The following is a 19,791-nucleotide window of genomic DNA, read 5'->3' as shown; positions in this document are numbered from 1 at the left end:
TCCGCACAGTTGAGTAGGGCTGTAAAAGCTGATGAAATCAGCGTAGTAGAGCCCACTCAACCACTGCGTCTTGCTCGACAATCCAAAAATAATTGAGAGGCTAGGACTTTTGTCCCAGCCTCTTTTTGTGCTTGCAAAACTGTACCCGGACAGTTTGGGTTTTTCACTCTTGTAACTCCTTCTATATCCTGTTAAAATAAAACCATGACACGATACAAAGCAACCATTTCATATGACGGTACCTTGTTTGCAGGGTTTCAACGTCAACCGCATGCCCGCAGTGTGCAAGAAGAAATCGAGAAGACCTTGACGCGCCTCAATCAAGGAACCCCTGTTACCATTCATGGAGCGGGGCGAACGGATTCAGGTGTCCATGCTCTTGGGCAGGTGATTCATTTTGATCTCCCCCAAGCGCGGGACGAGGAAAAGCTCCGCTTTGCCCTCGATACCCAAACCCCAGAGGATATTGATTTCATCCGAGTAGAGCAAGTAGCAGATGACTTTCACTCACGCTATAAGAAGCACAGCAAAACCTATGAATTTATCGTGGATTATGGTCGTCCCAAGAACCCCATGATGCGCCACTATGCCACCCACTATCCTTATCCTTTGGATGTGGAAAAGATGCAAGTAGCCATCCAAAAGTTGGAGGGAACCCATGATTTCACCGGTTTCACCGCTTCGGGAACCAGTGTGGAAGATAAGGTTCGTACGATTACAGAGGCTCGCTTGGTTGAGGATGCAGAACATCATCGCCTTGTCTTTACCTTTTCGGGCAATGGTTTTCTCTATAAGCAAATCCGCAATATGGTGGGAACTTTGTTGAAGATCGGAAATGATCGGATGCCGATCGAGCAGATCGATCTAATTTTAGAAAAGAAGGACCGCAATCTTGCAGGTCCTACAGCAGCGCCAAATGGCTTATATTTAAAGGAGATCCGTTATGAGTAATGAATTGATTCTAGCTATTTCAGGAAATGATATTTTTAGTGGAGGAGGTCTTCATGCAGACCTTGCAACCTATACAACCAACAAACAGCATGGTTTTGTAGCGGTGACTTGTTTGACCGCTATGACGGAGAACGGTTTTGAAGTGATTCCGGTGGATCCGACGACCTTTGCTCAACAGCTCAACTCTCTCAAGGATGTTCCTTTTTCTGCTATTAAACTCGGTCTTTTGCCAGATGTTGAAGTGGCAGACTTGGCCTTGGACTATGTCAAAGCCCATGCGGAGATCCCAGTGGTACTAGATCCTGTCTTGGTCTGCAAGGAAAGTCATGATGTAGAAGTTTCAGCTCTTCGAGACGAATTGATTAAGTTCTTCCCTTATGTGACCATCATCACGCCAAACTTACCAGAAGCTGAGATCTTGACCCAAAGCAAGATTCAATCGCTCGACGATATGAAGGAGGCAGCGCGCAAGCTCCACGAATTAGGAGCAGCGACTGTCGTGGTCAAAGGAGGCAATCGTCTCAATAAAGAAAAGGCCATCGATGTCTTTTATGATGGGACAGACTTCACCGTCATTGAAGAGCCAGTCTTAGAAAAGAACAATACAGGAGCTGGTTGTACCTTTGCGTCGAGCATTTCCAGCCAGTTGGTGCAAGGGAAATCTCCACTTGAAGCTGTTAAAGCCTCTAAAGACTTTGTCTTCCAAGCGATTCAACATTCAGACCAGTATGGAGTAGTACAATATGACATCTAATCGAACTCAACTCATTGCCCGCCTTTCCATTTTGACAGCCTTGACAGTTGTACTTGGCTACTATACCAAACTCCCAACTCCGACAGGGATTGTCACCCTGTTAGATCTTGGAGTGTATTTTACAGCTTTCTATTTTGGGCGCAAGGAAGGTGCGATTGTAGGTGGTGTCGGAGCCTTCCTACTCGACCTCATTTCAGGCTATCCTCAGTGGATGTTCTTTAGTCTCCTCTTTCACGGGGGACAAGGTTACTTCGCTGGCTTCAAGGGAAAAGCTCGTTACCTAGGCTTGCTTCTTGCGACTGTTGTGATGGTAGGCGGTTACGCACTAGCTTCTGCCCTCCTTTTAGGCAATGGATGGGGAGCTGCTATCTCGGACATTCCAAATAACCTTGCTCAGAATTTTGTCGGAATGGCTTTAGGCTATGTGGTCTATTATGCCTTCCAAAAGAAAGGAAACTAATTCATGGATCTGGAGCAACTGAAGAAGGATACAAAAGAAATCCTGGTAGATGTTTTGGCAAAAAGCCGTCTTCATCAGGGACAGATTCTAGTTCTCGGGATGTCTTCAAGTGAAGTTGCAGGAGGGCAAATTGGAAAGGCCTCCAACATCGACATTGCTGAAGCTATTGTCCAGACCTTGCTAGATGAGTTGAATCCAAGAGGGATTTATCTAGCGGTACAAGGATGTGAGCACCTCAATCGTGCCTTGGTGGTCGAGCGGGAATTAGCAGACAAGAAGGAGTTAGAAATTGTCAATGTCCTTCCAAGTCTCCATGCAGGGGGAGCTGGACAACTCGCTGCTTTCAAGTATTTCAAGGATCCTGTTGAAGTAGAATTTATCACAGCTCAAGCGGGGTTAGACATCGGAGATACCTCAGTGGGGATGCATGTCAAACACGTGCAAGTTCCAATTCGCCCTGTCTTACGTGAACTAGGGGAAGCCCATGTCACAGCCCTCGCTAGTCGCCCAAAATTGATCGGTGGTGCCCGTGCTCTCTATCTAGATGATCCTATCCGAAAATCATAAATAGAACTAGCTTTTAGGGGCTAGTTTTTTTGGATGAAAAGAGAGGCAAAAACGTTTTAAAACTTGCAATTTCAAAGTTTTGTGGTAAAATTATAAGGAATGACTATATTATTTTAAGGAGAGACAGAATGTCTGTATCATTTGAAAACAAAGAAACTAACCACGGTGTATTGACTTTCACCATCAGCCAAGAGCAAATCAAACCTGCTTTGGACCGTGTGTTTGAGTCTGTTAAGAAAACCTTGAACGTACCTGGATTCCGTAAAGGTCATATTCCACGTCCAATCTTCAACCAACGTTTCGGTGAAGAAGCTCTTTACCAAGATGCTTTGAACGATCTTCTTCCAGCAGCATATGAAGCAGCTGTTAAAGAAGCTGGAATCGAAGTTGTTGCACAACCAACTTTCGATGTTGTATCTATGGAAAAAGGTCAAGACTGGACATTGACAGCAGCTGTTGTCACAAAACCTGAAGTAAAATTGGGTGCTTACAAAGACCTTGAAGTATCAGTAGAAGTTTCTAAAGAAGTAACAGACGCTGATGTGGATGCTCGTATCGAACGCGAACGCAATAACTTGGCTGAATTGGTTGTTAAAGAAGGTGCTGCAGCAGAAGGTGATACAGTTGTGATCGACTTCGTAGGTTCTATCGACGGTGTTGAATTCGATGGTGGTAAAGGTGACAACTTCTCACTTGGACTTGGTTCAGGTCAATTCATCCCAGGTTTCGAAGACCAATTGGTTGGACACTCTGCTGGTGAAACAGTTGATGTGATCGTAACATTCCCAGAAGACTACCAAGCAGCTGACCTTGCAGGTAAAGAAGCGAAATTCGTGACAACTATCCACGAAGTAAAAGCAAAAGAAGTACCAGCTCTTGACGATGAATTGGCAAAAGACATCGACGAAGAAGTTGAAACTCTTGACGAATTGAAAGAAAAATACCGCAAAGAATTGGCAGCAGCTAAAGAAGAAGCATACAACGATGCAGTAGAAGCAGCAGCAATCGATCTTGCAGTTGAAAACGCTGAAATCGTTGACCTTCCAGAAGAAATGATCCACGAAGAAGTACATCGTTCAATCAACGAGTTCCTTGGAAACATGCAACGTCAAGGTATCTCACCTGAAATGTACTTCCAAATCACAGGAACAACTCAAGAAGATCTTCACAAACAATACGAAGCAGAAGCTGAAAGCCGTACGAAGACAAACCTTGTGGTTGAAGCAGTAGCGAAAGCAGAAGGCTTCGAAGCAACTGAAGAAGAAATCAACGCTGAAATCGAACAATTGGCAGCAGATTACAACATGCCAGTTGAACAAGTTCGCAACCTTCTTTCACCAGAAATGTTGAAACATGACATTACAGTGAAGAAAGCAGTGAACGTGATCACAAGCACAGCAAAAGTAAAATAATTTAGATAAAAAAGAAGAGCCGTGAGGCTCTTCTTTTTTTGATTTCATGGAGAATCCTGGAATTTTCCTTTGACGAAAGGGGAAATTTATCGTACAATAGAGTGTAACGATAAAATGCGTGATAGATTTAGTGGCGAGAAGTTTTCAATCTATCATTGAGGATAGGATGAGGTTTAAGACCGGATCCTTCTCCATTTAGGAAATGAAACATAAGGAGATTTACCCTTGGAATTAGAAGTATTTGCTGGACAAGAAAAAAGTGAACTTTCTATGATTGAAGTGGCGCGTGCGATTTTGGAATTACGCGGACGTGACCATGAAATGTACTTTAGCGATCTTGTAAATGAAATTCAAATTTACCTTGAAAAATCAAACAGCGAGATCCGTGAAGCTCTTCCATTGTTCTACACAGAATTGAATGTAGATGGAAGCTTTATCCCACTTGGAGATAACAAATGGGGCCTTCGTTCATGGTATGCCATCGATGAAGTTGACGAAGAAATCATCGCTCTTGAAGAAACAGACGAAGATGAAACTCCTAAGAAACGGAAGAAAAAACGTGTCAATGCCTTTATGGATGGAGACGAAGATGCGATCGACTACAACGACGACGATCCAGAAGACGAAGAAGTTTACGAAGCAGATCCAGCTCTTTCATATGATGAAGAAAATCCAGACGATGAAAAGAGTGAAGTCGAAGCTTACGATGCTGAAATCAATGAAATCGTACCAGATGATTTGGGTGAGGAAGTTGAATTAAGCGAAGAAGACGACGAAGAAGAGGATTCTGAAGACGAGGAAGAAGAATAAATCATAAAAAGAGGCTGGGACAAAAGTCCTAGCCTCTCAATTATTTTTGGATTGTCGAGCAAGACGCAGTGGTTGAGTGGGCTCTACTACGCTGATTTCATCAGCTTTTACAGCCCTACTCAACTGTACGGAGGTGGGACGACGAAATCGAATTCTAACGAATTACCGATTTCTGTCCCACTCTCTTTTTGTTTGCATTGAAAAAAGTGATGAAATGGCGTATGATAAACGTGTAAGGTTTCCCAATAGGAGGTGTTCCAGATGGACTTTCGTTTAGATCAAAGTTTAGTAGCTCTTGGTATTGATACGGTTGTGGTCGGAATTGCTAGAAATGTGGATCCTCAAGCGGTTTTGCCCCCTTCTTTTCTTGAAAAGAAGAAAGAGCTTGAACAATGGGCGCTCCAGTGTCAGACAGAAGAAGTAGTGGCATCTCCTGTCATCAAAGGGTATACAGATCTTTTGCAAACAGTAGGGCGTAGCATCAAGAAAAATCCACCAACAGTCCTAGCTCTTATCCGAAACATCCAGCATCGAGGAGCTCTTCCTCAGATCAATAGCATCATCGATATCTATAATGTCGAATCTCTGAAGTCTTTTCTCGCGATCGGAGGACATGACCTAGATAAGATTGAGGGACCGATTGAATTTACAGTGAGTCAAAGAGACGATCTTTTCCTCCCGATCCTTTCTAGTGAAAAACATGTCGCACCGACAGATCCTGTCTACCGGGATCAAAAAGGAGTTTTGGCTTGGTTGGATGTACGCGATAGTGACCATTACAAATTTGAGGAGACTACGCAAAACGCCCTCTTTGTCATCCAAGGAAATACCGAGACGTCAGTCGAGATGCGTTTAGAAGCGCTAGAACGAATCCACAAGGACCTTGCTCTTTGCATGCCTCAGCTTCAATTTGAGAAATTTCTCGTCACACAAAATGGAGTGGGAAAAGTTTTGTAAACAGCGAAAATCATTTTCATGAAATTTTCAATTTGACAAAGTAGACCATTTGCGGTAAGATATTGTTCGGGCACCTCATTTTGAGGTCGGAGCTCCCTAAGGATTAGGGAGCTATTTTTGTTTTTTCTGCAAAGAGGAATGGCCTCTACAACATTAGAAGAAGAGGAAAGCACATGTCAACAAAATATATTTTTGTCACGGGTGGTGTCGTATCATCCATCGGAAAAGGGATTGTCGCAGCAAGTCTTGGTCGCTTGCTCAAAAATCGTGGATTGAAAGTGACCATCCAAAAATTTGACCCTTATATCAATATTGACCCAGGGACGATGAGCCCTTACCAACACGGGGAAGTATTTGTCACAGACGATGGCGCAGAGACAGACTTGGACCTTGGTCACTATGAACGCTTCATTGATATCAATCTGAATAAGTACTCAAATGTGACGACAGGGAAAATTTATAGCGAAGTCCTTCGCAAGGAACGTCGCGGAGAATACTTGGGCGCGACTGTACAGGTTATTCCTCATATTACAGATGCCTTAAAAGAAAAGATCAAACGAGCAGCGACGACGACGGATTCAGATGTCATCATCACAGAAGTCGGGGGAACAGTTGGAGACATTGAGTCCCTTCCTTTCCTTGAAGCTCTTCGTCAAATGAAGGCAGATGTTGGTGCTGAAAACGTTATGTACATCCACACCACTCTTCTACCTTACTTGAAGGCTGCGGGAGAAATGAAAACCAAGCCGACCCAACACTCTGTGAAAGAATTGCGTGGTCTTGGAATTCAACCAAATATGTTGGTCATCCGTACAGAAAAACCAGCTGGTCAAGGAATTAAGAACAAGTTGGCTCAATTCTGTGATGTGGCACCAGAAGCTGTCATCGAGTCACTTGATGTGGAACATTTGTACCAAATCCCATTGAACTTGCAAGCACAAAATATGGACCAAATCGTTTGTGACCATTTGAAATTGGATGTTCCTGCAGCAGATATGACAGAATGGTCTGCGATGGTCGACAAGGTCATGAACCTCAAGAAGCAGGTCAAGATTTCCTTGGTTGGAAAATACGTAGAATTGCAAGATGCCTACATTTCTGTCGTTGAGGCCTTGAAGCACTCAGGGTATGCCAATGATGCAGAGGTCAAGATTAATTGGGTCAATGCCAATGATGTGACAGCTGAAAATGTGGCAGAACTCCTTGGAGATGCGGATGGGATCATCGTCCCAGGTGGTTTTGGTCAACGGGGGACAGAAGGAAAAATTCAAGCCATCAAGTATGCGCGTGAACAAGACGTCCCAATGTTGGGTGTCTGCTTGGGTATGCAGTTAACCTGTATCGAATTTGCCCGTCACGTTTTAGGCTTGGAAGGGGCCAATTCATCCGAATTGGATCCAGAAACCAAGTATCCAATTATCGATATCATGCGGGACCAAATTGATGTGGAAGACATGGGAGGAACGCTCCGTCTCGGTCTTTACCCATCTAAACTCAAACGAGGATCAAAAGCAGCCGCTGCCTATGATAATCAAGAAGTGGTACAACGTCGCCACCGTCACCGTTATGAGTTTAACAATGCTTTCCGTGAACAGTTCGAAGAAGCAGGATTTGTCTTCTCAGGCGTTTCACCAGACAACCGTTTGGTCGAAATCGTTGAAATCCCAGAAAACAAATTCTTTGTTGCTTGCCAATACCACCCAGAATTGTCAAGCCGTCCAAACCGCCCAGAAGGACTTTACACAGCCTTTATCACAGCGGCAGTTGAAAACCACGATAGCAAATAAAAATCAAGGGAGCAGGTCGAAGGACCTGCTCCCTTTTTGTGAAAAAATGACAAACTCTGAAAAAAGTTTGAAAAAAATCTTGACAAAAAAGTCGTTGATTGATATACTAGTAAAGTACTCAATCGCGGGGATGGCGGAATTGGCAGACGCGCAGGACTAAGGATCCTGTGACCGCTTTAGGTCGTGAGGGTTCAAGTCCCTCTCTCCGCATCGGATCAAGATAGCTTCGGCTATCTTTTTTTGTTTTCAAATTTCTTTGTGGTAGAATAGGTGTGAGATGAGGTGAGAACATGAAGAAAAAGGATCTGGTATTGGCCGATGGCCTTTTTGCACTATTGGGAAGTGCCATTAATTTTTTCGGTCCTATCCTGATTTTAGCGATGGGGATAGGCGCATACAAGGATACTTTTAGATATTTTATCGCCTTAAACATATGGAATGTTTTCATTTTTTTAGTGGCGATTGCTTCTAAGTATCTGCTCAGAGATGAAAAAAGAATCAAAAAATGGATTCTTCATCTTTTTCTGATAGCAGGCAGTATACTCTTTCTTGCGTCAATCCTTGCAGTGTGTGAGAATATTCCCTTTCTTGAGGGAGTGCTAAACGGACTTCTTGGAAAAATATTTACCGACAGTCAGTTATTTGCTGCTTATTTCTATTCTCAATGGGTTGCAGCGGTATCCCTTGTGATTTGCGGGATTGCCTTTCTCCTTTCACTAAAAAAATTTAAAGAAGAGAATTGAAGGGGGTGTAAGTCCCCTTCTTTTACTTGTTTGCTAGGATGAGAGTCTTAGGAGATAGGAGATTCCGTCCTATTTATCGGAAGAAATCGCTTAAAGCTACAGGAAAAACTAGCAATTTCATCTAAAAAGTGATAAAATAAACAATGTAAGTGGGATTAGCCCCACAAAAATATATAGGAGGCCTATGACTAATGGCAATCGTTTCAGCAGAAAAATTTGTCCAAGCAGCTCGTGACAATGGTTATGCAGTTGGTGGATTTAACACAAACAACCTTGAGTGGACTCAAGCTATCTTGCGTGCAGCAGAAGCTAAGAAAGCTCCAGTACTTATCCAAACTTCTATGGGTGCTGCTAAATACATGGGTGGTTACAAAGTATGTAAAGCCCTTATTGAAAACCTTGTAGAATCAATGGGTATCACTGTACCAGTTGCTATTCACCTTGACCATGGTCACTACGACGATGCTCTTGAATGTATCGAAGCTGGTTACACTTCAATCATGTTTGACGGTTCACACCTTCCAGTTGAAGAAAATCTTAAATTGGCGAAAGATGTCGTTGAAAAAGCTCATGCTAAAGGTATCTCAGTAGAAGCTGAAGTTGGTACTATCGGTGGTGAAGAAGACGGTATCATCGGTGACGGTGAATTGGCACCAATCGAAGATGCTAAAGCAATGGTTGCTACAGGAATCGACTTCTTGGCTGCAGGTATCGGTAACATCCACGGTCCTTACCCAGCAAACTGGAAAGGTCTTCACCTTGACCACTTGCAAAAATTGACTGAAGCTGTTCCAGGATTCCCAATCGTATTGCACGGTGGATCAGGTATCCCTGATGATCAAATCCAAGCAGCGATCAAACTTGGTGTTGCGAAAGTTAACGTGAACACTGAATGCCAAATCGCATTTGCAAATGCTACTCGTCAATTCGTACGTGAATACGATGCAAACGAAGCAGAATACGACAAGAAGAAACTCTTCGACCCACGTAAATTCTTGAAACCAGGTTTCGAAGCAATTACAGCAGCTGTTGAAGAACGTATCGACGTATTCGGTTCAGAAGGCAAAGCTTAATAAAAAACAGGAAAGCAAGGTCCCATGTGGATCTTGTTTTTTTATATGATATGAAGATAGAAATCTGTCAAACGACTTCCTCTAGTAGGTCTAGGATTGAATACCTATTAATAGAATATGCAATAAAGACAGGTTACATATCGAGATGAATTATCTTTTATTTACATTTATATCTATAGTCGATACAATTCATAGCAATCATTATATTCTATAAAAATCTGTTATACAAACTATTAGTTTCTTTTATACTAAATTAATTCGATGAATCCAATTAATTTTTTGCTTTTAGTACTAGGTTGTGATAAAATAAAATTGAAGTTTCAGGGATAGAAAAGGGAGTGTAAAATGAAAAACACTAAATTATTATTAACAGTTTTAATAGCTGGTTCATTACTAACAGCTTGTCGTACAAATAATGAGTCTAAAACAACGGCTTCTTCTGATAAGAATCCTGTAGTAAAGACTAAGTCTCCTTCAAACTCTAATAAATCTACAACGGAAGAAGATCTTAATGATAAGAACTCATTTGTAGTTAAGATGAATAAGTTTGCGAAGTTATCGAAATCTACTGAGGAAATCTATGTCACAGGAGATGTTGTGGTAGGCGAGAGCGGAGATGTAAAACCTGGAATTTATGACTTGGAAATTACAGGAGGAAGTGGCAATATTTTTGGAGACAGGAAGGATTTTTCTTCGCCTTTTATTAATTGGGTAGCAGGAGCTCAAGGAACATCTACAGATTCTCCTTCAAAAATAAGAATGGTTTTATTTGAAGGAGATAAATTAAATTTTAGTAATATTTCCAAGATTAAATTCAATGCAGTACCAGAAAAAGTACAAATGAGTAATGAGTTGGGAATTGGAGAATATGTTGTAGGTCGCGATGTTAAAGCTGGTACATATAGGTTAAGTACTAATATTAATATGAATTCAGAGCTTCAAAATTTGGGCTGGTCGCTCTCTATATATAATATGTTAACAAAAACATCTAAAAACCAAACGTTAGATCCTAGCAATCTAGATGTTGCTGTGAAACTAGAAGAGGGAGAAATTGTCTCGATCAATTTATATAATACTGATGATAATGTATCGAGTGATGATGCTAGATTAATTTTCACTGAATTAAAATAGGTAATGCAATACGAACTAGAGGTTTATCCGTAAGGATAAGCCTTTTTGTAGAGTTGGAGGTTATTATTTATCTCTTTTATTATTGCAATAAAAATATCTCATTCGTATTGCTAAAACACTCTAAAGCTTGTACAATAACACTATGAAAAAATTCAAACTGTGGAGCTGGATCGTTTGTGGCTTTCTCCTGCTCTTTTTAGGTGCTACATTTGTTTTTCATCAATTCAGTTTACGAAATGAAAGCAAGCTTCTCACACCCATTGGTAAACAAGTTACAGTCAATGGACATCGAATGAGTGTCTCTGTTAAAGGAGAAGGGTCTGAAACAATCGTTCTTCTTTCAGGTGCAGGGATTGCCTCTCCTATCCTAGATTTTAAGAATCTATCAGATTCCCTATCAAAAAAATACAAAGTTGTTGTCGTGGAGCGAGCCGGATATGGTTTTAGCCAAGATAGTGATCGTTCAAGAGATGTGATGGAGGTCCTTTCTGAGACCCGTCAAGCTTTGGCGCAAGCTCATGTTTCAGGTCCTTATGTGATTATTTCGCATTCAATGGCTAGTTTAGAGAGTCTTGCTTGGCAAGAGAAATATCCAAATGAAGTGAAGGCTTTGATTGGCCTGGATTGGGCCTTGCCAGCGAGTTATGAAGATTTAAAAGAACACCCAACTCTCATAACCTTAGCCTATTGGACGAGTAAGATTGGCTTGCTCCGTTATTTCCCAGAGTCCTTTTATATAAAAAATCCAACTCTGACTGAAACTGAACGACAACAATATAAATTACTAGCATATAAGCAGTTGATGTCACAAGCCATGCTTCATGAATCCCGTTTGGCAAAGGAAAATGCCAAGAAAGTTCCATCTAGCATTAATCCGAAAATTCCAGCCTTACTCCTGGTTTCTAACGGTGAAGGCACGACCTTTAGCCAATCAGAGTGGCAACGTTATGCAGAGAGATTTGCAAGTGACCAGTCTAATGTTCAAGTCGACTATATGGATGCGCCTCACGACCTCTATCATTATCAAAGCGATGCTATTGTTTCTCGTATTAAAGAATTTTTAGAGAATAATTGAGGGCTTAAAAATCCATTGAGACTGATGATAATAATTAAATGCTGAAGGATTAACAGTAGAATCGTTATTTTTCTCGATTAAAAAAATTCTTTTTCTTAACAATAAGCCTGCCCCTAAGGGCAGGTTTTTTGGTGTCTTAAGGAAACTATTTAACAGAATTTTTGATTAAAAGTTTCATTTTAAGAGAGAAATCTCTAATTTCATAATCTATAAGCAAACGCTTGCATTCCTTTTTTTATTGGATTATAATAGGTTGGTATAAAGCCTTCTGTAATAATATTGAGTAAGTGTAGAAAGTAAGGATTTAGAATATTTGTAGTCAAAAATACAATGTTGCTTCTTACGATAGGGGAGATAGATATGGCAATGATAGAAGTGCAACATCTTCGGAAAAATTTTGTGAAGACAGTTAAGGAGCCGGGGTTAAAGGGAGCCTTGCGCTCCTTTATTCATCCTGAAAAGCAGACCTTTGAAGCGGTCAAGGATTTAACTTTTGAAGTTCCAAAAGGGCAGATTTTAGGATTTATCGGGGCAAATGGTGCTGGGAAGTCAACCACCATCAAAATGCTGACAGGAATTTTGAAGCCCACATCTGGCTTTTGTCGGATTAACGGCAAGATTCCGCAGGATAATCGCCAAGATTATGTCAAGGATATTGGAGTCGTTTTCGGACAACGCACCCAGTTATGGTGGGATTTGGCTCTGCAAGAGACCTACACGGTTTTGAAAGAGATCTATGATGTACCGGACTCGCTTTTCCATAAGCGCATGGACTTTTTGAATGAAGTTTTGGATTTGAAGGAATTTATCAAGGATCCTGTGCGGACTCTTTCACTAGGTCAACGGATGCGGGCGGATATTGCGGCTTCCTTGCTTCACAATCCCAAAGTTCTCTTTTTAGATGAACCGACTATTGGTTTGGATGTGTCGGTCAAGGACAACATTCGTCGGGCCATTACCCAGATTAATCAGGAGGAAGAGACAACTATTCTCTTGACTACTCATGATTTGAGTGATATTGAGCAACTCTGTGATCGGATTTTTATGATTGATAAGGGGCAAGAGATTTTTGATGGAACGGTTAGCCAGCTCAAGGAGACCTTTGGAAAGATGAAAACTCTCTCCTTTGACCTGACGCCAGGTCAAAATCATCTAGTCTCTCATTATGAGGGCTTGCCTGATATGTCCATTGATAGACAAGGAAATACTCTCAATATTGAATTCGATAGTTCCCGCTACCAGTCGGCCGATATTATCAAGCAAACCTTATCTGATTTTGAGGTCCGTGATTTGAAGATGGTAGATACGGATATTGAAGATATTATCCGTCGCTTCTATCGAAAGGAGCTCTAAGATGGTCAAATTGTGGAGACGTTATAAACCCTTTATCAATGCAGGGATTCAGGAGTTGATTAGCTATCGAGTCAACTTTATTCTTTATCGGATTGGCGATGTCATGGGTGCTTTTGTGGCTTTTTATCTATGGAAGGCTGTCTTTGATTCCTCCCAGGAGCCTTTGATTCAGGGCTTCAGTATGGCGGATATCACCCTCTACATCATCATGAGTTTTGTGACTAATCTTCTGACTAGGTCGGATTCTTCCTTTATGATTGGTGATGAGGTCAAGGATGGTTCCATTATCATGCGCTTGTTGCGACCAGTGCATTTTGCGGCTTCTTACCTCTTTACGGAGCTTGGTTCCAAGTGGTTGATTTTTATCTCTGTTGGACTGCCATTTTTAAGTGTCATTGTTTTGATGAAAACCTTATCTGGGCAAGGGATTGTAGAAGTGCTGGGACTAACTACCCTTTATCTTTTTAGCTTAACGCTGGCCTATCTGATTAACTTTTTCTTTAATATCTGCTTTGGATTTTCAGCATTTGTCTTTAAAAATCTTTGGGGTTCCAATCTACTCAAGACTTCCATAGTGGCCTTTATGTCTGGAAGTTTGATTCCCTTGGCTTTCTTTCCAAAGGTCATTTCAGATATTCTGTCCTTCTTACCTTTCTCATCCTTAATTTACACTCCGGTCATGATTATTGTTGGGAAATACGATGCTAGTCAGATTCTTCAAGCACTTTTGCTTCAGCTTTTCTGGCTTATAGTGATGGTGGGCTTGTCTCAGTTGATTTGGAAACGAGTCCAGTCATTTATCACCATTCAGGGAGGTTAGTATGAAAAAATATCAACGCATGCATCTGATTTTTATCAGACAGTACATCAAGCAAATCATGGAATACAAGGTAGATTTTGTGGTTGGTGTGTTGGGAGTCTTTCTGACTCAAGGCCTGAACCTCTTGTTTCTCAATGTCATCTTTCAACACATCCCCTCGCTAGAAGGTTGGACCTTTCAAGAGATTGCCTTTATCTATGGATTTTCCTTAATTCCAAAGGGATTAGATCATCTCTTTTTTGACAATCTCTGGGCTTTAGGTCAACGGCTAGTTCGAAAAGGGGAGTTTGACAAGTATCTGACTCGTCCTATCAACCCTCTCTTTCACATCCTCGTTGAGACCTTTCAGATTGATGCCTTGGGTGAACTTTTGGTCGGTGGGATTTTACTAGCGACAACGGCGACTAGCATTGCTTGGACTCTTCCAAAATTCCTGATTTTTCTAGTTTGTATTCCTTTTGCGACCTTGATTTATACTTCCTTGAAAATTGCAACAGCCAGCATCGCTTTTTGGACCAAGCAGTCAGGTGCCATGATTTACATTTTCTATATGTTTAATGATTTTGCCAAGTATCCTATTTCTATTTACAATTCGCTCCTTCGTTGGTTAATTAGCTTTATTGTACCTTTCGCCTTTACGGCCTACTATCCTGCCAGCTATTTCTTGCAGGACAAGGATGGACTCTTTAATATTGGTGGTTTGATTCTGATTTCCCTTGTTTTCTTTGTTATTTCCCTCAAACTTTGGGACAGGGGATTGGATGCCTACGAAAGTGCTGGTTCGTAAGAGCTAAAGTAAGACAAAAATCAAGAAAGGAACTTATGATGTTTGTAATTAAAGAAGTCAAGGGTGAAGATCAAAAAATGGCAGTTGTCGCTGAGATTTTAAGGGATTTGCCAGAATGGTTTGGAATACCAGAAAGCACGCAAGCCTACATTGAAGGAGCTAAGGATTTACGAGTTTGAGCTGCTTATCAAGAAAGTGATGTAGTAGGGTTTATAAGTTTATCATATTCGAGTGAAGATTGTGCTGAAATTGACTGTCTAGGCGTGAAAAAATCATTCCAAGGTCAAGGAATTGGAAGGGAATTAGTTACGACTATAGAAAGAGAAGCAGTCAAACAAGTGGCCTACCTACAGGTCAAAACAGTCGCAGAAGGTTCAAATAAAGATTATGACCGAACAAATGTCTTTTATCGCAGTCTTGGTTTTAAAAAATTAGAGATTTTTCCGCAACTATGGGATCCACAGAATCCATGTCAGATTCTGATTAAAAAGATCAACTAAAAGTGCTTGACATCCGCTATCAGAGTGCTATACTAAGAAGGTAATCGCCGATTTAGCTCAGTTGGTAGAGCAACGCACTCGTAACGCGTAGGTCACAGGTTCGATCCCTGCAATCGGCATAGGAAGAAACGACTTTGAAGGAGCGAGACGACGAATGATGTTCATCACATATTCGTTCGGTCTCGTTTCTTTTTTTGACCGCATAGGCACCATTTTTGACCGCTTAGTCAAAAGTCCTTGTCTCCGTAGGAGCTCTCTGCTATCATAGAATCATCAAAGGAAGAAATACTTCCGAATAATCAAAATGAGGTATATGATGAAAAAATTACTTGGACTTGCATTGATTCTTGCTGCTCTTGCAGTTGTGGTAATGGGAATGGTTGGCTTTCCAAAGATCGATGTGAATATCTGGCCTTTGTTCCCTGTTCTCTTATTTGCTTTCTTTACACTTGAAAATCTCTTGAAAAAAGATTACAAGGCAAGTGTTATCTGCGCCTTGATCGCATTTATGATCGCAAATGCGATTTACGATGTCCTGCCGGTTTCAAATGGTCTGGTCATCACAGCAGGTGTGCTCGCTTGCCTGGGTCTTAGTTTTCTTTTACCGGACAAGGAAAGCAATAAATAAAGAAAGGCTGGTCACTTGATCAGCTTTTTTACTTCTCAAAAACTACCTCTTGATGGGGGAAATGTGCCACTTACTGAAAAGTCCTTGTTTTGTTTTCAACAGCTGTTATAATGGTACTATCAAAACGTTGGGAAAGGAGTTTTATGAAAGTTAGAATCGAATTGGATCCATCAATGGATGAGCCTGAGATCTTGATTCGAGCTCCGCGCTTGACCCCGGAGTTGACCCAGCTGCAAGAGAGAATCTTAGAACAAAAGGTTGCTCCTTTAGCCTTCTACAAGGATCGAAGTGAGTATTTTCTAGATGTGGCATCGATCCTCTTTTTTGAGACGGACGGGGAGAAGATTTTTGGGCACACCAAGGACGAGGCCTATGAGGTCAAGCAGAAGCTCTATGAGTTGGAGGAGTTGCTTCCCATCGCCTTTTGTCGGATATCCAAATCCACCATTGTCAACGCCAAGCAGATCTACTCTCTGGAAAAGTCTTTTTCAGGGACCAGCACGGTCAATTTCTATCAGACCCATAAGCAGGTTCACGTATCTAGACGCTACTATCAACTCTTAAAAGAACGACTAAATGAAATGAGGTAATATCATGAGAAAAAAATTAATTGGAGTATTCTTAATCCTTTTAGCAGCCTTAATCCTCTTACAAGGCTATTTTGTAAAATGGGACATTAGCATCTGGACCTTGGCTTGGGTCACCTTGCTTGCAGTCCTATCCCTCTCTAGTTTCTTAAAACGCCATTTTGGTTGGGGCTTCATCTATGGACTTTTAGCCCTCTTTTGTCTCAATGGGCAATACCATTTCCTTCCGGTGTCCAATTCAGTTGTCATCCTTTCCTCAATTCTCGCTGTGATTGGGCTCAACATTTTGTTTAAACCCGCTAAGAAAACAAAAGCCCGCCTAGCTTCCTATTCTGCTGGATCCATGAATAAGTCGGATGGCAATGACATCGATGTCACTTTTTCAACGGTGACAAAATATCTCAATGACCAACACTTTACCCACGGAAGTGCAGATGTAAGTATGGGAGAAGCATCGGTTTATTTTGATAATTGCCGGATTGAGGGTCCTTCTGCTCAGTTTGTTGTCGATGTTTCCCTTGGGAGTCTGAGCCTTTATGTACCAAGCGATTGGCGCGTCCATGTAAATGTGGATAATTCCCTCTCAGCGATCCAACATCAGGAAAATCCAAGTGCTCTGACAAGCAAGGATTTCTACATTACGGGCGATGTTTCCTTAGGAAATCTGGAAATTATCTATGTCGGAGCGAATTCGTTTTCTTAAGTCTGAAATGAAAAACTTTGGCCAAAAGCTTGCCAAGAGAGATTTTTTTTGATAATATAGTACGGTATGTGGTGCTAGCACATCCGTTATATTAGATCTAATAGGAGGAAACACAGAAATGGCTAAAGTATGTTATTTCACAGGTCGTAAGACTGTATCAGGTAACAACCGTTCACACGCTATGAACCAAACAAAACGTGCTGTAAAACCAAACCTTCAAAAAGTAACTGTCCTTATCGATGGTAAACCTAAAAAAGTTTGGGCTTCAGCTCGTGCATTGAAATCTGGTAAAGTAGAACGCGTTTAATAAAGAAAGAAGGCTGGGCATAAAGTGTCCAGCCTTCGCTTTTGTTAGGAATAGTAGCATGACGCAGTGGTTGATTGGAACTACTCATGTTTGAAACATTCGTACTTCCTAATCAACTGTGCGGGGGTGGGAAAATTGAAAAGGTTTGGGGAACCTTTTCAACTTTTTTTATTTTACGGAGTTCTTTCCCACTCCCTTTTCTTTTTCTCTAGAGACAGCTGTCACAGCGGGAGAAGAATAGTCCCTACCCTTTTACAGCTGATCTCTTTTATGGTAAAATAGAATATAAAATACTTTTGAGGTAGAAATTATGACAGTAAAAATCAATACAAAGGACGGTCAAATTGAATTGACTGATGAGGTTATCGCAACTGTTGTAGGCGGTGCCGCTACTGAGATCTTCGGTGTGGTTGGAATGGCCAGCAAAAATGCGATCAAAGATAATTTCCAAGCCCTCCTAGGGAAAGAAAACTTCTCTAAAGGTGTTGTTGTCAAAACAACGGAAGCAGGAACTATCGCAGTTGATGTTTACACTGTTTTGAGCTATGGAACAAAGATTAGCGAAGTCTCAAAAAATATTCAAGAACGTGTGAAATTTAGTTTGGAAAATCAACTTGGAATCACTACGGATACTGTGAATGTCTATATTCAAAATATCAAGATTGTGGGAGAATAATCGTGGCTAATATTACTACAAGTTTATTTCAAGAAATGGTTCAAGCGGGGGCTACGCGCTTAAATAAACAAGCGGAATATGTAAACTCTTTGAACGTCTTTCCTGTCCCAGACGGTGACACAGGAACCAATATGGGAATGACCATCGAAAATGGGGCCAAAGAAGTATCTGACCGTTCTGCATCAACTGTTGGAGAAGCGGCAGGGATCTTCGCTAAAGGTCTCTTGATGGGTGCGCGTGGGAACTCAGGAGTTATCACTTCTCAATTGTTCCGTGGATTTTCTCAAAGTGTCAAAGACAAAGAAGAATTGGATGGAGCAGCGCTTGCGGCAGCCTTCCAGTCTGGGGTAGAAGTCGCTTATAAAGCCGTTATGAAGCCAGTTGAAGGAACCATTTTGACGGTTTCTCGTGGGGCAGCCATCGGGGCTAAGAAAAAAGCAGAATCTACCAACGATGCAGTGGAAGTTATGCGTGCAGCTCTTGAAGGAGCTAAAACAGCTCTTGCGAAGACTCCAGATATGTTGCCAGTCTTGAAAGAAGTTGGCGTGGTAGACTCTGGTGGTCAAGGTTTGGTCTTCATCTATGAAGGATTCTTGTCAGCTTTGACAGGTGAATTCATCGCTTCTGAAGAGTTCCAAGCAACACCTGCAACCATGTCAGAAATGATCAATGCAGAACACCACAAGTCAGTCGCTGGTCATGTTGCAACTGAAGACATCAAGTTTGGTTACTGTACAGAAATCATGGTCGCTTTGAAGCAAGGTCCAACCTACGTCAAAGACTTTGACTACGACGAATTCCGTAACTACTTGAACAATCTTGGGGATTCTCTATTAGTCGTCAACGATGACGAAATCGTCAAAGTCCACGTCCATACTGAAGATCCAGGTCTTGTCATGCAAGAAGGTCTTAAGTACGGAAGCTTGGTCAAGGTGAAAGTCGACAACATGCGTAACCAACACGAAGCGCAAGTTGAAAAAGAAGAACGTCAAGCCAAACCAGTTGAAGAAAAAGAATATGCCATCATTGCAGTTGTAGCGGGTGATGGATTGGCTGATATCTTTAAAGCGCAAGGAGTGGATTACATCATCTCTGGTGGTCAAACCATGAACCCTTCAACAGAAGACTTTGTCAAAGCTGTTGAAGAGTTGAATGCGCGCAACATCATCATCTTGCCAAACAACAAAAACATCTTGATGGCGGCTCAATCTGCAGCAGAAGTGATTGATCAACCTGCAGCAGTTGTTGAGACCAAGACCATCCCTCAAGGATTGACTAGTCTTCTTGCCTTTGATGAAAGCAAATCGATCGAAGAAAACTACGAACGCATGAGCGCTTCATTGAGCGATGTTATGTCTGGTAGTGTGACGACAGCGGTTCGCGATACCACTATTGATGGGCTTGAAATCCATGAAAATGATAATCTTGGAATGGTCGATGGCAAAATCGTTGTTTCAAATCCAGATATGATGGAAACATTGGAAGAAACATTCGCTCATATGTTGGATGAAGACAGTGAAATTGTGACCATCTATGTCGGTGAAGACGGCAGTGAGGAGTTGGCAAATGAATTGGCCCAAGCCCTTGCTGAGAAGTATGAGGATGTAGAAGTGGAAATCCACCAAGGTGGCCAACCAGTCTACCCATACTTGTTTAGTGTAGAATAATTGAACAGAAGGTTCCTTTCGGAACCTTTTTTTGTATATAGAA

General features: G+C 41.5%; 21 protein-coding genes, 2 tRNA genes and 1 pseudogene. All 24 read left to right on the top strand.

The features are described 5' to 3' along the window. Nucleotides 1–204 precede the first annotated feature (204 nt). The 24 genes and pseudogenes from truA (at nucleotide 205) to QM351_RS09885 (ending at nucleotide 19,748) form a co-directional block, all read left to right on the top strand. The gene (gene truA, locus QM351_RS10000) at nucleotides 205–951 is read left to right on the top strand and encodes a tRNA pseudouridine(38-40) synthase TruA (RefSeq protein ID WP_414327278.1); all 747 of its coding nucleotides are present in this window, start codon (nucleotides 205–207) and stop codon (nucleotides 949–951) included. Beyond that, nucleotides 944–1,705: a bifunctional hydroxymethylpyrimidine kinase/phosphomethylpyrimidine kinase gene (locus QM351_RS09995; RefSeq protein ID WP_049491361.1), complete on the top strand. Its 762-nt coding sequence runs from the start codon at nucleotides 944–946 to the stop codon at nucleotides 1,703–1,705. Before truA ends, QM351_RS09995 begins: the two co-directional genes overlap by 8 nt. Then, nucleotides 1,695–2,165 carry an ECF transporter S component gene (locus tag QM351_RS09990; protein WP_049491359.1) on the top strand — a complete coding sequence of 157 codons (471 nt, stop codon included), beginning with the start codon at nucleotides 1,695–1,697 and terminating at the stop codon, nucleotides 2,163–2,165. Before QM351_RS09995 ends, QM351_RS09990 begins: the two co-directional genes overlap by 11 nt. A 3-nt stretch (nucleotides 2,166–2,168) precedes the next feature. Beyond that, entirely contained in the window at nucleotides 2,169–2,732 is a 564-nt protein-coding gene (locus QM351_RS09985) for a TIGR01440 family protein (RefSeq protein ID WP_049491358.1), read from the top strand. Nucleotides 2,733–2,860: 128 nt separating this feature from the next. Continuing rightward, nucleotides 2,861–4,144, top strand: a complete 1,284-nt coding sequence (gene tig / locus QM351_RS09980; RefSeq protein WP_003004508.1) for a trigger factor — start codon at nucleotides 2,861–2,863, stop codon at nucleotides 4,142–4,144. 225 nt (nucleotides 4,145–4,369) lie between these two features. Then, nucleotides 4,370–4,954: a DNA-directed RNA polymerase subunit delta gene (gene rpoE / locus QM351_RS09975; RefSeq protein ID WP_024054894.1), complete on the top strand. Its 585-nt coding sequence runs from the start codon at nucleotides 4,370–4,372 to the stop codon at nucleotides 4,952–4,954. A 261-nt stretch (nucleotides 4,955–5,215) separates the two neighbouring features. Then, nucleotides 5,216–5,911, top strand: coding sequence for a B3/4 domain-containing protein (locus QM351_RS09970; protein ID WP_414327277.1), 696 nt, complete (start codon nucleotides 5,216–5,218; stop codon nucleotides 5,909–5,911). 173 nt (nucleotides 5,912–6,084) lie between these two features. Then, nucleotides 6,085–7,698 carry a CTP synthase gene (locus tag QM351_RS09965; protein WP_003004055.1) on the top strand — a complete coding sequence of 538 codons (1,614 nt, stop codon included), beginning with the start codon at nucleotides 6,085–6,087 and terminating at the stop codon, nucleotides 7,696–7,698. A 124-nt stretch (nucleotides 7,699–7,822) separates the two neighbouring features. Next, nucleotides 7,823–7,908: transfer RNA gene (locus tag QM351_RS09960), tRNA-Leu, on the top strand. A gap of 80 nt (nucleotides 7,909–7,988) precedes the next feature. Further along, a complete protein-coding gene (locus tag QM351_RS09955) occupies nucleotides 7,989–8,441 on the top strand; it encodes a hypothetical protein (protein ID WP_049490439.1) in 453 nt (150 codons plus the stop codon). A gap of 191 nt (nucleotides 8,442–8,632) precedes the next feature. Then, entirely contained in the window at nucleotides 8,633–9,514 is an 882-nt protein-coding gene (locus tag QM351_RS09950) for a class II fructose-bisphosphate aldolase (protein ID WP_003004573.1), read from the top strand. Nucleotides 9,515–9,859: 345 nt separating this feature from the next. Next, nucleotides 9,860–10,645 (top strand): hypothetical protein, encoded by a 786-nt coding sequence (locus QM351_RS09945; protein ID WP_065426829.1) that lies wholly within the window; start codon nucleotides 9,860–9,862, stop codon nucleotides 10,643–10,645. 142 nt (nucleotides 10,646–10,787) lie between these two features. Beyond that, nucleotides 10,788–11,720 (top strand): alpha/beta fold hydrolase, encoded by a 933-nt coding sequence (locus tag QM351_RS09940; protein ID WP_414327276.1) that lies wholly within the window; start codon nucleotides 10,788–10,790, stop codon nucleotides 11,718–11,720. A 360-nt stretch (nucleotides 11,721–12,080) separates the two neighbouring features. Continuing rightward, nucleotides 12,081–13,073 (top strand): ATP-binding cassette domain-containing protein, encoded by a 993-nt coding sequence (locus QM351_RS09935; protein WP_013904684.1) that lies wholly within the window; start codon nucleotides 12,081–12,083, stop codon nucleotides 13,071–13,073. 1 nt (nucleotide 13,074) lies between these two features. Beyond that, nucleotides 13,075–13,893 carry an ABC transporter permease gene (locus tag QM351_RS09930; protein ID WP_350012214.1) on the top strand — a complete coding sequence of 273 codons (819 nt, stop codon included), beginning with the start codon at nucleotides 13,075–13,077 and terminating at the stop codon, nucleotides 13,891–13,893. A gap of 1 nt (nucleotide 13,894) precedes the next feature. Continuing rightward, the gene (locus QM351_RS09925; RefSeq protein ID WP_003017328.1) at nucleotides 13,895–14,680 is read left to right on the top strand and encodes an ABC transporter permease; all 786 of its coding nucleotides are present in this window, start codon (nucleotides 13,895–13,897) and stop codon (nucleotides 14,678–14,680) included. A gap of 38 nt (nucleotides 14,681–14,718) precedes the next feature. Then, nucleotides 14,719–15,180, top strand: a pseudogene (locus QM351_RS09920) (GNAT family N-acetyltransferase). Between the two features lie 46 nt (nucleotides 15,181–15,226). Further along, nucleotides 15,227–15,299, top strand: a tRNA-Thr gene (locus QM351_RS09915). A gap of 197 nt (nucleotides 15,300–15,496) precedes the next feature. After that, nucleotides 15,497–15,808: a LiaF transmembrane domain-containing protein gene (locus QM351_RS09910; protein ID WP_155127034.1), complete on the top strand. Its 312-nt coding sequence runs from the start codon at nucleotides 15,497–15,499 to the stop codon at nucleotides 15,806–15,808. A gap of 143 nt (nucleotides 15,809–15,951) precedes the next feature. Then, nucleotides 15,952–16,398 (top strand): LytTR family DNA-binding domain-containing protein, encoded by a 447-nt coding sequence (locus QM351_RS09905; RefSeq protein WP_003004160.1) that lies wholly within the window; start codon nucleotides 15,952–15,954, stop codon nucleotides 16,396–16,398. 4 nt (nucleotides 16,399–16,402) lie between these two features. Next, a complete protein-coding gene (locus QM351_RS09900) occupies nucleotides 16,403–17,098 on the top strand; it encodes a LiaF transmembrane domain-containing protein (protein ID WP_049503954.1) in 696 nt (231 codons plus the stop codon). 118 nt (nucleotides 17,099–17,216) lie between these two features. Beyond that, on the top strand, nucleotides 17,217–17,405 hold the full coding sequence (rpmB, locus tag QM351_RS09895; protein WP_001140948.1) for a 50S ribosomal protein L28: 189 nt from the start codon (nucleotides 17,217–17,219) through the stop codon (nucleotides 17,403–17,405). 310 nt (nucleotides 17,406–17,715) lie between these two features. Continuing rightward, complete coding sequence (locus QM351_RS09890; protein ID WP_003004393.1) at nucleotides 17,716–18,081, top strand: Asp23/Gls24 family envelope stress response protein; 366 nt, start codon at nucleotides 17,716–17,718, stop codon at nucleotides 18,079–18,081. Nucleotides 18,082–18,083: 2 nt separating this feature from the next. Further along, a complete protein-coding gene (locus QM351_RS09885) occupies nucleotides 18,084–19,748 on the top strand; it encodes a DAK2 domain-containing protein (protein WP_414327275.1) in 1,665 nt (554 codons plus the stop codon). The last annotated feature ends 43 nt before the right edge of the window (nucleotides 19,749–19,791 follow it).

This window comes from Streptococcus parasanguinis (assembly GCF_047465465.1).
GTDB lineage: Bacteria > Bacillota > Bacilli > Lactobacillales > Streptococcaceae > Streptococcus > Streptococcus parasanguinis_AI.
This window is presented reverse-complemented; position numbering and strand designations above follow the sequence as displayed.